Raw genomic sequence first — 12,405 nt, 5'->3', positions numbered from 1 at the left:
CGGGGTAGGTGGTGTATAAGAGCAAGGCGGGGGGAGGCGGGGCGGCGGCGCGTGTCCGGCGCCGAGCTGTGGCAGGTGCTGGGCCGGCACCGCTGGCGCATCGTCGCGGCGGTCGTGCTGCTGCTGTTGGCCAAGCTCGCCACGGTGGCGGTGCCGCTGCTGCTCAAGCGGATCATCGACGCATTTTCCCAGGCCAGCCTGCCGGCCACGCTGCCGCTCTACCTGTTGGTCGGCTACGCGCTGCTGCGCTTCTCGTCCACCCTGTTCAACGAGTGGCGCGACCTGCTGTTCGTGCGGGTCACCCTCGAGGCCGTCGCGGCCTATGCGCAGAAGGCCTTCTCGCACCTGCACGCGCTGGGACCGCGTTTCCACGCCCGGCGCAAGCTCGGCAGCCTGCTGCCCGACATCGATCGCGGCACCAGCGGCATCGCCTTCCTGCTCGGGGTCGGCCTGTTCACGATCGTGCCGACCCTGGTCGAGATCGGACTGGTGCTGGCGATCATGCTGAGCCGCTATGCGGCGGGCTTCGCCGGCATCATCCTGGTGACTTTCCTGGTCTACGCCGGCTTCACGCTGGTGTTCACGGCGCGGCGCGTGGTCTACCAGCGGCGCGTCAACAAGCTCGACTCCACCGCCAAGGGGCGGCTGGCGGACAGCCTGATCAACTACGATACGGTCAAGTACTTCAGCGGCGAGGCGCGCGAGGCCCGGCGCTTCGCCGCCATCATGGGCGACTGGCAGGAGGCCGGCCGGGCCAACCAGCGCGCCCTGTTCACCCTGCACGTGGGGCAGAGAGCCGTCATCGCACTGGGCGTGGCCGCCATCATGGTGCTGGCCGGCCAGGCCGTGCTGGCGCGCAGCATGAGCGTGGGCGACCTGGTCCTGATCAATGCCTACGCGCTGCAGGTCTGCCTGCCGCTGAATGCGCTCGGCTTCGTCTACCGCGAGGCGCGCGACGCCTGGGTAAACGCGGAGCGCCTGTTCGAGCTGCTGCGCGAGCGTCCCGAGATCCTCGATCCGCCCGGGGCGCCGCCCTTGCGGCCGGGCCGGGGCGAGGTCGTATTCGAGCACGTCAGCTTCCATTACGAGCCGGCGCGTCCGGTGCTGGTCGACGTCAGCCTGCGCATCGAGCCGGGAACCACGCTGGCCGTGGTCGGGCGCAGCGGCTCTGGCAAGTCGACGCTGGCGCGCCTGCTGCTGCGCTACTACGACCCGGCCAATGGCCGCATCCTGGTGGATGGCCAGGACATCCGCCAGTGCGCAGCCGCCAGCGTGCGCATCGCGATCGGCGTGGTGCCGCAGGAGACGGCGCTGTTCAACGACACGATCGGCAACAACATCGCCTATGGACGCAGCGGCAGCACGCGCGAGGACGTGGTGGCGGCCTGCCGCGCCGCCCATCTGCACGAGGTGATCGACTCGCTACCGGACCAGTACGACACGCCCGTGGGCGAGCGTGGCGTCAACCTGTCGGGCGGCGAGAAGCAGCGCATCGCGATCGCACGCGCGGTGCTCAAGAATCCGACTATCCTGATTTTCGACGAAGCCACCTCGGCGCTCGACGCCGACTCGGAACATGCGATCACCCGCGAACTGGACCGGCTGTCGCAGGACCGCACTACCCTGGTGATCGCGCACCGCCTGTCGACCATCGTCAATGCGCACACCATCGTGGTGATGGACCGCGGCCGCGTCGTCGAGCAGGGCAGCCATGCCGAACTGCTGCGCCGCAAGGGGACCTACGCCCGCTTATGGCTGCTGCAGCAGCGCATGGACAAGGACGCGGGGCGCTGAGATACCGATGGAACCAGCCCGCGGCCGCAAGACCGTCGCCCCGGCGAAGGCCGGGGCCCAAGTTCTGCGTGCGTTATCGCCTGCCCGTGGAGCAGTTCGCTGCGCAACTGAATTGGGTCCCGGCCTGCGCCGGGACGACGTGTTACTGCCAACTCTCGAATCCGGACCGATTGCAGCTCACGGACCCCGGAAAACGATGGTCTTGTTCCCGTGCAGGAAAACCCTGCGCTCGATGTGGAACTTCACCGCCGCGGCCAGCGCCATGCATTCGTTGTCGCGCCCCACCCGCACCAGCTGCTCCGGACGGAAGTTGTGGTCGACGCGGGTGACCATCTGCTCGATGATCGGGCCTTCGTCGAGGTCCGGCGTCACGTAGTGGGCGGTGGCGCCGATCAGCTTGACGCCGCGGTCGAAGGCCTGGTGGTAGGGCTTGGCGCCCTTGAAGCCGGGCAGGAAGGAGTGGTGGATGTTGATGCAGCGGCCCGCCAGGCGGCGCGCCAGCTCGTCCGACAGGATCTGCATGTAGCGCGCCAGGATCACCAGCTCGGCGCGGGTCTCCTCGACCACTTCCAGCAGGCGGGCTTCCTGCTGGGCCTTGTTGTCCTTGGTCACCGGCAGGAAGATGAAGCGGATGCCTTCGCGCTCGACCATCGGGCGCAGGTCGAGGTGGTTCGACACCACCGCCGTGATCGACATGTTCAGTTCGCCGTTGCGGCGGCGGTAGAGCAGGTCGTCGAGGCAGTGGTCGTCCTTCGACACCATGATCACCGTCTTGACAGCGTCCGCCGGGTCGTGGATCTTCCATTGCATGTCGAGACGGGCGCCGCAGCCTTGGCCAAATTGCTCGCGGATGTTCTCGATGCTCGGGGAGCCGGCCTGCAGCCGGAATACGGCGCGCATGTAGAAGCGCTCGGTGGAATCGTCGTCGAACTGTTCCAGCGCGCAGATGTAGCAGTCGCGTTCGGCCAGGAAGGTGGCGACGGCGGCCACGATGCCGATGCCGGCGCGGCAGCTGGCATTGAGGATGTATTCGGTCGGCGCGTGCGGCGCCCTGGCGCCTTCGTTTGGGGTCGAGTTCGGGGTCATGCGATCGTCCTTGCGTGCGATGAAGCGGTCGTGAGGTTGGCGCCTGCGCTGTTGCCGGCGGCGTGGAGGACAGTGCGAAGGGTGGCCGCATGCCGGTGGCGCCGCCGTGCAAGCCTCGTGGACGATGCAGACGTTGTTATTCTAACAGCATGGCCGATGCGGCCTGCGCCGTCAAGGAGCGCACGACTGATGCGCGCGGCGCAAACGCGACGAAGCGCAGGCGCCCGTGGCTCAGGATGGCTGGGCAGGCGCCAGCGCCCGCGCCACCGCGTCGACCAGGTCATGCGGCGGCAAGGGCTTGTTCAGCACCTGCACATCCGCCGCGGCCACGCCGACTTCGGCGCCGAAGGCGGTCACGACGAGGGCCGGCAGCTCGGGATGAAGTTCGCGCAGGCGGGCGATCAGCTCGGCGCCGGTCATGCCGGGCATGCGGAAATCCGTGACCAGCATGTCGATGCCGCCGGCGCTGCCGATGGCCAGCGCCTCGTTCGGATCGACCACCGCCGTCACCCGGTAGCCGGCCCGCTCCAGGTAGCGCTGGAACACGTAGACGATGGCCTCTTCGTCGTCGACCAGCAGGATGTGCATGGTGTCAGCCCTCGTGGGTGAAGCCGGCTGCCGGATTCACGCGCAGGTCGACCTTCAGGGCCTGGCGGATGCGCTCGGCCAGTTCGTTCAGCCGGTAGGGCTTGGTCAGGATCGGGAAGGATGCGGCCTCGCCCTTGACGGCCGGCAACGCGTCGATGTAGCCGGTGGCCAGCAGCACCGGCACCTCGGGTTGGCGCTCGCGCACCAGTTCGGCCAGGCGCAGGCCGTTCATCCCGCCCGGCATGATGATGTCGGTGAACAGCAGGTCGATGCTGCCGTAGCGTTCGATCATCTCGAGGGCCGCCTCGCCGCTCGGGGCGCCCAACACCCTGTAGCCGCCGGCGCGCAGGTGCATCTCGGCCAGTTCGCGCACCTCTTCGCTGTCGTCCACCACCAGCACGGTGCGCTTGCCAAGGATCGCCTCGGGCGTCCACCTGGCACCGTTGCCGGAACGCTCGCCCATGATCTCCATGGCCGACTTGGACGCCTGCGGGAATACCATGCGGATGGTCGTTCCTTGCTGCGGCGCGCTTTCGATCTCGAGGCGGCCGTGCGATTGCTGCACGAAACCGTGCACCATCGCCAGTCCCAGGCCGGTGCCCGGGCCCTTGGTGGTGAAGAAGGGCTCGGTGGCGCGCGCCGCGACCTCCGGCGACATGCCTTCGCCCCGGTCGATCACGCAGATCACCACGTAGCGGCCAGGCGCCAGGTGCAGGCGCTCCAGTTTCTCCGGGTCGTCCATGGTCGAGGTGGCGACCGTGACCTTGCCGCCCTCCGGCATGGCGTCGCGCGCGTTGATCAGGACATTCAGCAGCGCCATCTCCATGTGGGTCGGATCGAGCGTGCACGAGGGCAGGCCGGGCTTCAGGTCGAGGTGCAGGTCGACCTTGTCGCCCAGCGTACGCACCAGCATCTCGCTGAATTCCACCACCAGCGAATTCAGGTTCAGGCGCTTCGGCTCGAGGCGCTGCTTGCGCGCGAAGGTCAGGAGCTGCTGGGTGAGCTTGCCGGCCTTTTCGCTGGCCAGGCGCGCGCGGTCGATGGCCTGGCCGACGGTGATTCGGTCGTCGAGATCGGAGGCGGCGAGCTCCAGGTTGCCGGCGACGACCTGCAGCAGGTTGTTGAAATCGTGCGCCAGGCCGGCGGTCAGCTGGCCGATCGCTTCCATCTTCTGGGCCTGCAGGTAGGACTGCTCGGAGACGCGCCGGCGCGTGATGTCCATCTGCGAGGCGAAGTAGTACAGCAGTTTGCCGCCTTCGTCGAACACCGGGCCGATGAACAGGCCGTTCCAGAACGGCCGGCCGTCGGCCTTGTAATTGAGGACGTCGACCGCCACAGCGCGCTGTTCGCGCAAGGCATTGCGGATCTCTTCGACGGTATGCGGGTCGGTCTGCTCGCCCTGCAGGAAGCGGCAGTTGCGGCCGAGGACCTGCTCCTCCTCGTAGCCGGTCAGGTCGAGGAAGGCGCGGTTCACGAACGCGATCGGGTTGTCCGGCTGGTTCGGGTCGGTCACCACCATCGGCATGCGGGTCATCTCGATGGCGGCGAAGAAGATGTTGCCGCGCTCTTCGAAGCCGGGGCGCGAGATCTGGCTGGCCTGCCAGTGGCGCACGCCCGGGTCGCCGAGCGGATTGAAGGCGCTTCCTTCCAGCTGGCCCACGCTGGGCACGCCTTCGCTCTGGCCATGGCTGGACGCGTCGTCGTGCGGAAGGCGATCCCGTTCTTCCTTGCTGCTGCCAGTTGCCATGCATCCCCCTGTTCAAAGAGAAGAACGACGCGCAGGCCGGACTTCTTGTGTGAATTATATAACAGAGGCAATTTTACAAGTCTTAAAATGACGAATTCGCGGTTTCTCAATCACGGAACAGGTGGGTGAAAGTCCGGCTTACCGCCAGTTTCTCGCTGCAGCCGCGCAGCAGCACCTGCATGCGTTCTGCGTCCAGCCGTTCGACCGCCGCGATGGCGCCGACATTGACCAGGGTGGCGCGGTGGATCTGCCAGAAGCGGTCGCGGTCCAGCCCGCCCAGCAGGTCCTTCAGCGGAATCCGCACCAGCGCTTCGGAACCGGAGAGCACCACCCGCGTGTACTTGCTGTCGGACTGGAAGAACAGCACCTCGTCGACGTCGATCAGGCGGATCTGCTTGCCGACGGTGGCCTTGATCCACTTCATCTTCTCGGTGCGCGCGCCGGGCAGGGCGGTCTTCAGGTGGCGCAGCAGCTCGCCCAGGTCGGCCGGCGGCGTGCTGAGTTTCGACCGGATGCGCGCCAACGCGCGCTCCATCCGGTCAAGCTGCACCGGCTTGAGCAGGTAGTCGACCGCGCCGGCGTCGAAGGCCTCGACGGCGTACTGGTCGTAGGCCGTGACGAACACCACGTGGGCGCTGTCGCCGATGCGCTCGGCCACTTCCAGACCGGACAGGCCGGGCATGCGGATGTCCAGGAACACGACCTCGGGTTCGTGCTCGAGGTATCCATCCCAGGCGTCGTTGCCGTTCTCGGCCTGCAGTACCACCTCGGCCTCGGGCCAGCAGGTCGCCAGCATGCCGGCCAGGCGTTCGCGCATCAGCGGTTCGTCTTCGGCGATCAGGACCCGCGTCATGCCGCCTCCTTCTTCGCCGGCACATGCAACTCCGCGCTCAGGCCCGGCTCGGCTTCGCGCAGCACCAGGCGCGCCGCGTCGCCATAGGCCAGCTGCAGGCGGCGCCGCACGTTGTCGAGGCCCGCGCCGTTGCCGGGTGTGTCGCTCATGCCGACGCCGCTGTCGCGCACCCAGATGCGGATGCCGGCATCCTGCGCCGCGGCGCCGACGTGGATCTCGCCGCCGCGCAGCGAGGGTTCGATGCCATGCTTGATCGCGTTTTCGACCAGGGTCAGGACGATCATGCTCGGCACCTCGCTCGCAGCCAGCGCATCGGGAAGCGAGATCTCGAAGCGCAGGCGCGCACCCATGCGGGCCTGCATCACGCGCAGGTAGGATTCGATGGTGGCGAACTCGCACTTCAGGCTGACCTGCTCGCAGCGCATGTCGCTGAAGCTGGCGCGCAGGAAGGCGATCAGGTCGGCCGTGAGCGCGGCGGCGCGCGGGGCGCCATCCGCCGCCAGCTGCTGCACCGCCCCGAGCGTGTTGAACAGGAAGTGCGGTTCGATCTGGGCGCGCAGCATGCGCAGCTGCGATTCGCTCAGCTCGCGCGCCAGGCGCTCGCGCTCGGCATCGCGCTGCAGCTGCTCCATCAGCGCGGCATTCTGGCGGCGGCGGTAGAGCGCCAGGACGATCAAGGGGACGGCGGCCAGGGCGCCGATCAGGGCGACGAAGGGAATCATGCGCATGAGCTTGGGCATCTGCTCCACCAGCGGGCGCCCGTCGCCGAGCGCGATGCCGACGAAGGCGCCCAGTACGCCAAGGAGCATCCCGACGACGAACCTGCGGGTGTTCCTGAACGACTGGGTGGCGTTGAACCAGACGCCGACCCCGCCCATCAGCAAGCCGAACCCCAGCAGATTGGCGACGACGACCGGCGCAATCCAGCTGCCCTTGTCGAGCGCCAGTTCCATCAGGAGGCCGATGCAGGTGAAGGCGAGGGCGAACTTGGCGATCGCCAGCCAGAAGCGCCGTCCGCGATAGGTCAGCGAGAAGTCACGCAATTGCTGGCGCTCGATCGGCGACATCGTCGCCAGGCTGTCCGCCATCTTGCGCCGGTAGCCGGGCGCCACCTGCGCAGCCAGCTCCGGCCGCTCCAGGATGGCCAGGTGTTCACGTTCGAGTTCCTCGTACCAGTCGATGATCTTGCGCCACATGTCGTTCTCCTTGCTGTTCAATATAAGGCAATGTGGCAAGTCTAGGAAAGCCGATCACGGCGTGAAAGTACGGCGCGACGAACGACGATGGCGGTGCGACGAACGACGAGGAAGCCGGCAGCGTGCTACCATCCCGCGTTTTTATCTCGCCAGAATCATGCAGTACGCATATCGCCATGGGATCCGCGCCATGCGCCCGGCCGACCTCGATATCCTCCTCGCCGTGCAGGCGGCCTGCTACCCGCCGTCGATGCAGGAAGCGGGCGAGGTGGTGCTGGCGCGCATGGGCGCGGCCAGGGAAAGCTGCATCGTCGCGGAGGATGGGGAGGGGATCTGCGCCTACCTGTTCGCCTACCCGAGCAGGCTGGGCAAGGTAACGCCGCTCGGCGCGCCCTTCGAACCCGCCGTGGAAGCCGACACGCTCTACCTGCACGACCTGGCGGTGGCGCCGCGCGCGCATGGCCGCGGGCTGGCGCGCAGGCTGGTGGAGCACCTGCTGGCGCAGGCGCGCGCGCGCGGTTTCACCTCCTCGGCGCTGGTGTCGGTGCAGGATACCGCCGCCTTCTGGGGAGCGCTCGGCTACCAAGCCGGGGCGACGTCCTGCGATACGGCGCGCGCCGCCCTGGCCAGCTATCCGGGCGTGGCGCGCTACATGGTACGCGTGCTTACTGGACCCGGCGTACTTTCGCGGAACTGTTAGTTCCGTCGACCCTCAGGAACAGGGTGCCGAACATGTTCCGTTCGATCGTGACCTTTGGGTCGCGCATCGGCGCCAGCACGGCTTCGCTGCCGTCGATGATGCGCCACACCTGGCCATTGGCGAGGCGGATCTGCGAGGACGGTCCCCAGCCCTGGAAGTCGCCGGCAATGGTCGAGGTGATCGACTGCGGTTCCGCTTCGCGCTGCTTCTTCGCTTCGATGCCGAAGTTCTCCTCCTTGCTGCGCGCCGGCGCGGCCGCGGCGGTCGCCACCTGCGGCCGGGCGCCGACCTGGATGGCGTCGTAGCAGGCCAGGCGGGCGCCGGTGTCGGTCAGGGTGCGGCATTTCAAGATGCCGGCATCGTCGGCCAACGCGGCATGCGAGCTCAATGCCAGGGACAGGAACAGGGGCAGTGCTTTCATCGTCATCCTTCGGTGTGGTTACGCAAGCGTGGGATTATATCGGCAAGCCCGCCGCTCACGCCTTTGCCGAAACAGACGATCCGCCGGCCGGCGCGGCCGCATACTGGCGGATGAAGGGCGCGCAATCTTCCACCGCCAGCGGCCGCGAGTAATAGTAGCCCTGGATCTGGTCGCAATCGGCCTTGCGCAGGGCCGCCACCTGGTCCGCCGTCTCGACGCCTTCGGCGATCACGGCCAGCTGCAGGCGGTGCGCCATGGCGACGATCGCCTGCACGATGGCGGACGACTCGGCGCTGTGCGCCATGTCCTGCACAAAGGACTTGTCGATCTTGAGTTTGTCGAGCGGCAGGCGGCGCAGGTAGCCGAAACTCGAATAGCCGGTGCCGAAATCGTCGATGCTCAGCATGACGCCGAGATCGCCCAGCCCGCGCATCACGACCACGCTGCGTTCCGGGTCGGCCATCGATACGCTTTCGGTCAGTTCCAGTTCCAGCAGTCCGGGCGCGAGGCCCGATTGCTCCAGCAGTTCGCCCACCGTGGCGATCACGTCGCTTTGCAGGAACTGGCGCGCCGACAGGTTGACCGCCACCGGCGCCAGCGGCAAGCCTTGCGCGCGCCAGGCGGCCAGTTGCCCCACCGCGCTGCGCAGCACCCACTCGCCGATCGGGACGATCATGCCGCTCTCCTCGGCGATCGGGATGAATTCGTCGGGCGGAATGACGCCGTATTCCGGGTGGCGCCAGCGCACCAGGGCCTCGAAGCCGGCCAGCCCGCCGCTGCGCAGGTCGACCTTCGGCTGATACTGCAGGAACAGCTCGTCCTGGGCGATCGCGCGCCGCAAGTGGCTCTCCAGGGTGAGGCGGCGGCCGTGCTCGGTGCGCAGCTCCGGGGTGAAACGGACGATTTCCCCGCGGCCCTGTGCCTTGGCATGGCGCATCGCAGTGACGGCGTTGTTGAGCAGGGCGTCGGCGTCGTCGCCGTCCTGCGGCAGCAGGGTGGTGCCGATGCTGCAGGTGAGGGCGATTTCACCGTCCGGCGTCGGGATGGCGCGGTTGGCCGCCGCCATGATGCGGTCGAACGCGCGTTCCGGTTCCGGGTGCTCGCCGCGCGCATGCAGCAGGAGCAGGAATTCGTCGCTGCCGGCGCGCGCCAGCATGTCGCCTTCGCGCAGCAGGGCCTGCAGGCTGGTGGCGAGGCCCACCAGGATCTCGTCGCCGGCGCGGTGGCCGAGGGTCTCGTTGAAGCGCTTGAAGTGATCGACGTTGATGCAGGCGACCAGGGCCGGCGTGCCGTCGGCGCGCCAGCCGGCGATGCTGCCCTGGATGGCGCGCAGCATCGCCTGGCGGTTCGGCAGCCCGGTGAGCAGGTCATGCGCGACCAACCAGGCCAGTTCGCCCGAGGCCGGGGAGCCGCCCGGGGCCGGCGCGCAGTCCTGCAGGCGCTCGCTCAGGGATTGCGCCGCCATCGCCAGCTGTCGGTGGTAGACCAGCTGCTCGACCATGCGGGCCAGGTCGCGCAGGGCGTCGAGCTCGCCGGGACCGAGCTGGCGCGGCCTGCTGTCGATCACGCACAGGGTGCCGATCTTCTTGCGGTCCACCGAGTACAGCTGCACGCCGGCGTAGAAGCGTAGGTGCATGTCGCCGGTGACCAGCGGATTGTCGACGAAGCGCGCGTCCTGGGCCGCGTCCGGCACCACCAGCGGTTCGTCGCTGAGGATGGCGTGGCCGCAGAAGGAGATCTCGCGCGGGGTTTCGCAGGCATCCAGGCCGGTGCGCGACTTGAACCACTGGCGATCCTTGTCGATCAGGGACACCAGGGCGATCGGCACGCCCAGCAGGCGCGCGGCGGTGCGGGTGATGCGGTCGAAGGTCTCTTCGCGCGCGCTGCCGAGCAGCCTGGTGGCGTGCAGGGCGGCCAGGCGTTGGGCTTCATCCAGCGGAATACGAGGTCGTTCCATTTGTCTCTGCTTTGCTGAACCGATGGGCTCCTTGAATGTATTACGCCAGAACCAAAGCCAGTTTGCAATGTTGCTTCAACCAAACGAACGCGCCTCGATACTCAGGCCAGGCCGGCCAGCAAAGCAGCGGTATCCTGTGCGCCCATGCGCTGCGCCGCCGCCAGCGCGCTGAGGCCGTCGGCGTCCAGCGCATGCGGATCGGCGCCGCGCGCCAGCAGCAGGCGGGCGATCTCGGTGCGGTTGAACATGGCGGCGAACATCAGGGCGTTCTTGCCGTTCGGGCCGGCGCTGGCAACGCTCGCGCCATGGTTCAGCAGCAGGGTAGCCACCGCCAGGTCGCCCTTGAAGGCGGCGCCGGCGAGCGGTGTCTGGCCGGCGTCGTTCATCAGTTCCGGGTCGGCGCCGTGCTCGAGCAGGACGCGCGCCGTGTCGGCGTGGCCATGGTAGCAGGCCAGCATCAAGAGGCTGTCGCCGCGTTCGTTACGCAGGTTCGGCGGCAGGCCCTGCGCCAGCAGCGTGGCCAGCGCCTCGGTTTCGCCGGCGCGCGCGTGCTGGAACACGGACCGCACGAAGACGAGCGTGGCGTCGTCCAGCGTGTTCGGGTCGGGGCGGGCAGTCTGCATGGTCGGCTCCAGGGCTTGTTCTCCTGCGATTAGACCATATGGGGAGAACTCGGGGAGCACGCTCGCCGGGGAGGTTCGAAAATTTCGATGATTCAGCGGTAAATTACTCGTTTTCCAATCCTGATCCGGGCGCGCATAATGGCTCCATCGCATCGAACGGCAGCGGCGCAACGGCTTACAGGAAGCAGATCGCCGATGATCAAGACCTTCGATGGTCACCCAATTCACAAGGAGAACACCATGTTGAACGTACGTAAAAGCAATGAACGCGGCGCCGCCAGCTTCGGCTGGCTCAAATCCCAGCACAGCTTCTCGTTTGGCCACTACTACGACCTGAAGCACATGGGTTTCGGTCCGCTGCGCGTCATCAACGAGGACCACGTCTCCCCGGGCCGCGGTTTCGACTCGCACGGCCACCGCAACATGGAAATCATCTCCTATGTGCTGGAAGGCGCGCTGGAGCACAAGGACAGCATGGGCAACGGTTCGGTGCTGCGCTACGGCGACGTCCAGCGCATGAGCGCAGGCAGCGGCGTGGTCCACAGCGAGTACAACCACTCGAAGGATGAGGGCGTGCATTTCCTGCAGATCTGGATCGAGCCGAACACCACCGACGAGCCGCCGGGCTACGAGGAAAAGCATTTCGACGCCGCCTCGAAGCAGGGACGCCTGCGCCTGATCGCCTCGAACGACGGCCGTGAAGGTTCGGTGTCGATGCGCCAGGACGCCTCGATCTACGCCACGATCATGAACGGGGGCGATGCGCTGAGCCACGCGCTGGCTGCCGGACGCCAGGCCTACGTTCACGTGATCCGCGGCCGCGCCACGGTCAACGGCGTGCAACTGCAGGGCGGCGACGCGCTCAAGATTACCGACGAGGATACGGTGCGGCTCGAGCAGGCCGAGGCGGCCGAGATCCTGGTGTTCGACCTGCCCAACTGAGCAACAAGGCGCGGGACCGCCCGCGCCATTACCGAGACGGGGGGAATGCGATGGAAGTGACTGCACAAAAAGGCGAGGGCAAGCTGCAGCAGGTGATCACGATCGGCAGGCACCAGCTGCTGAGCGACGCACCGGAGGCCTTCGGCGGCGAGGACAGCGGCGCCGAACCGCACGACCTGCTGGCCGCGGCGCTGGCCGCGTGCACCACGCTGACGGTGACGATGTATGCCCGCCGCAAGGGGCTGGCGCTGGAGGACGTGCGGGTGCGCATCACCCACGGTCCGAAAGACGGCGGCTACGCCTTCCAGCGCCACATCGAGTATGTGGGCGCGCTCGGGCCCGAGGAGCGCCAGCGCCTGACCGATATCGCCAACAAGTGCCCCGTGCACAAGACTCTGTCCGGCGCCATCCGCATCGAGACCCAGGCGGCCTGAATTACCCGCGCACGATTGACGCGCCATGGCAGGGCGCGGGCCTTTGGCATACCATCCGCTTGTC

At 67.5% G+C, this 12,405-nt stretch carries 12 protein-coding genes; 4 read left to right on the top strand and 8 right to left on the bottom strand.

Annotated features, from left to right (window positions below):
* Positions 1 to 1,794 (top strand): ABC transporter ATP-binding protein/permease (locus FG94_RS05120; protein ID WP_307188113.1); only part of this gene is annotated, 1,794 nt, incomplete at its 5' end.
* 177 nt (positions 1,795 to 1,971) lie between these two features.
* On the opposite strand, the gene purU is transcribed toward FG94_RS05120, so the two are convergent.
* The 5 genes from purU to FG94_RS25810 form a co-directional block, all read right to left on the bottom strand.
* Complete coding sequence (gene purU, locus FG94_RS05115) at positions 1,972 to 2,880, bottom strand: formyltetrahydrofolate deformylase (RefSeq protein WP_051996220.1); 909 nt, start codon at positions 2,878 to 2,880, stop codon at positions 1,972 to 1,974.
* A 231-nt stretch (positions 2,881 to 3,111) separates the two neighbouring features.
* A complete protein-coding gene (locus tag FG94_RS05110; protein ID WP_036207938.1) occupies positions 3,112 to 3,468 on the bottom strand; it encodes a response regulator in 357 nt (118 codons plus the stop codon).
* A 4-nt stretch (positions 3,469 to 3,472) separates the two neighbouring features.
* Positions 3,473 to 5,215, bottom strand: coding sequence for a histidine kinase famiy protein (locus FG94_RS05105; RefSeq protein WP_036207935.1), 1,743 nt, complete (start codon positions 5,213 to 5,215; stop codon positions 3,473 to 3,475).
* A gap of 106 nt (positions 5,216 to 5,321) precedes the next feature.
* Positions 5,322 to 6,068: a LytTR family DNA-binding domain-containing protein gene (locus FG94_RS05100; protein WP_027863960.1), complete on the bottom strand. Its 747-nt coding sequence runs from the start codon at positions 6,066 to 6,068 to the stop codon at positions 5,322 to 5,324.
* On the bottom strand, positions 6,065 to 7,264 hold the full coding sequence (locus tag FG94_RS25810; RefSeq protein ID WP_051996218.1) for a sensor histidine kinase: 1,200 nt from the start codon (positions 7,262 to 7,264) through the stop codon (positions 6,065 to 6,067). The genes FG94_RS05100 and FG94_RS25810 overlap by 4 nt, the downstream gene beginning before the upstream one ends.
* Before the next feature lie 157 nt (positions 7,265 to 7,421).
* Between FG94_RS25810 and FG94_RS05090 the strand changes: the two genes are divergently transcribed.
* Positions 7,422 to 7,964: a GNAT family N-acetyltransferase gene (locus tag FG94_RS05090; RefSeq protein WP_229445861.1), complete on the top strand. Its 543-nt coding sequence runs from the start codon at positions 7,422 to 7,424 to the stop codon at positions 7,962 to 7,964.
* On the opposite strand, the gene FG94_RS05085 is transcribed toward FG94_RS05090, so the two are convergent.
* The 3 genes from FG94_RS05085 to FG94_RS05075 all read right to left on the bottom strand — a co-directional run bounded on the left by FG94_RS05085 (position 7,930) and on the right by FG94_RS05075 (position 10,965).
* A complete protein-coding gene (locus FG94_RS05085) occupies positions 7,930 to 8,385 on the bottom strand; it encodes a hypothetical protein (protein ID WP_036207930.1) in 456 nt (151 codons plus the stop codon). The two genes, FG94_RS05090 and FG94_RS05085, sit on opposite strands and share 35 nt — an antisense overlap.
* Positions 8,386 to 8,440: 55 nt before the next feature.
* Positions 8,441 to 10,342, bottom strand: coding sequence for a bifunctional diguanylate cyclase/phosphodiesterase (locus tag FG94_RS05080; RefSeq protein WP_051996216.1), 1,902 nt, complete (start codon positions 10,340 to 10,342; stop codon positions 8,441 to 8,443).
* Between the two features lie 101 nt (positions 10,343 to 10,443).
* Positions 10,444 to 10,965, bottom strand: a complete 522-nt coding sequence (locus FG94_RS05075; RefSeq protein WP_036207928.1) for an ankyrin repeat domain-containing protein — start codon at positions 10,963 to 10,965, stop codon at positions 10,444 to 10,446.
* Between the two features lie 240 nt (positions 10,966 to 11,205).
* On the opposite strand from FG94_RS05075, the gene FG94_RS05070 reads away from it, so the two are divergent.
* A complete protein-coding gene (locus tag FG94_RS05070; RefSeq protein WP_036207968.1) occupies positions 11,206 to 11,907 on the top strand; it encodes a pirin family protein in 702 nt (233 codons plus the stop codon).
* A gap of 50 nt (positions 11,908 to 11,957) precedes the next feature.
* Positions 11,958 to 12,341, top strand: a complete 384-nt coding sequence (locus FG94_RS05065; RefSeq protein ID WP_036207926.1) for an OsmC family protein — start codon at positions 11,958 to 11,960, stop codon at positions 12,339 to 12,341.
* Positions 12,342 to 12,405 lie beyond the last annotated feature (64 nt).

The sequence above is a fragment of the Massilia sp. LC238 genome (assembly GCF_000735635.1).
Taxonomy (GTDB): Bacteria; Pseudomonadota; Gammaproteobacteria; order Burkholderiales; family Burkholderiaceae_D; genus Telluria; species Telluria varians.
This window is presented reverse-complemented; position numbering and strand designations above follow the sequence as displayed.

What these genes read in the sequence shown, in the direction of transcription:
- purU (WP_051996220.1), bottom strand. Translation starts at nt 2,880, where the DNA reads ATGACCCCGAACTCGACCCCAAACGAAGGCGCCAGGGCGCCGCACGCG.
- FG94_RS05110 (WP_036207938.1), bottom strand. Translation starts at nt 3,468, where the DNA reads ATGCACATCCTGCTGGTCGACGACGAAGAGGCCATCGTCTACGTGTTC.
- FG94_RS05105 (WP_036207935.1), bottom strand. Translation starts at nt 5,215, where the DNA reads ATGGCAACTGGCAGCAGCAAGGAAGAACGGGATCGCCTTCCGCACGAC.
- FG94_RS05100 (WP_027863960.1), bottom strand. Translation starts at nt 6,068, where the DNA reads ATGACGCGGGTCCTGATCGCCGAAGACGAACCGCTGATGCGCGAACGC.
- FG94_RS25810 (WP_051996218.1), bottom strand. Translation starts at nt 7,264, where the DNA reads ATGTGGCGCAAGATCATCGACTGGTACGAGGAACTCGAACGTGAACAC.
- FG94_RS05090 (WP_229445861.1), top strand. Translation starts at nt 7,422, where the DNA reads ATGCAGTACGCATATCGCCATGGGATCCGCGCCATGCGCCCGGCCGAC.
- FG94_RS05085 (WP_036207930.1), bottom strand. Translation starts at nt 8,385, where the DNA reads ATGAAAGCACTGCCCCTGTTCCTGTCCCTGGCATTGAGCTCGCATGCC.
- FG94_RS05080 (WP_051996216.1), bottom strand. Translation starts at nt 10,342, where the DNA reads ATGGAACGACCTCGTATTCCGCTGGATGAAGCCCAACGCCTGGCCGCC.
- FG94_RS05075 (WP_036207928.1), bottom strand. Translation starts at nt 10,965, where the DNA reads ATGCAGACTGCCCGCCCCGACCCGAACACGCTGGACGACGCCACGCTC.
- FG94_RS05070 (WP_036207968.1), top strand. Translation starts at nt 11,206, where the DNA reads ATGTTGAACGTACGTAAAAGCAATGAACGCGGCGCCGCCAGCTTCGGC.
- FG94_RS05065 (WP_036207926.1), top strand. Translation starts at nt 11,958, where the DNA reads ATGGAAGTGACTGCACAAAAAGGCGAGGGCAAGCTGCAGCAGGTGATC.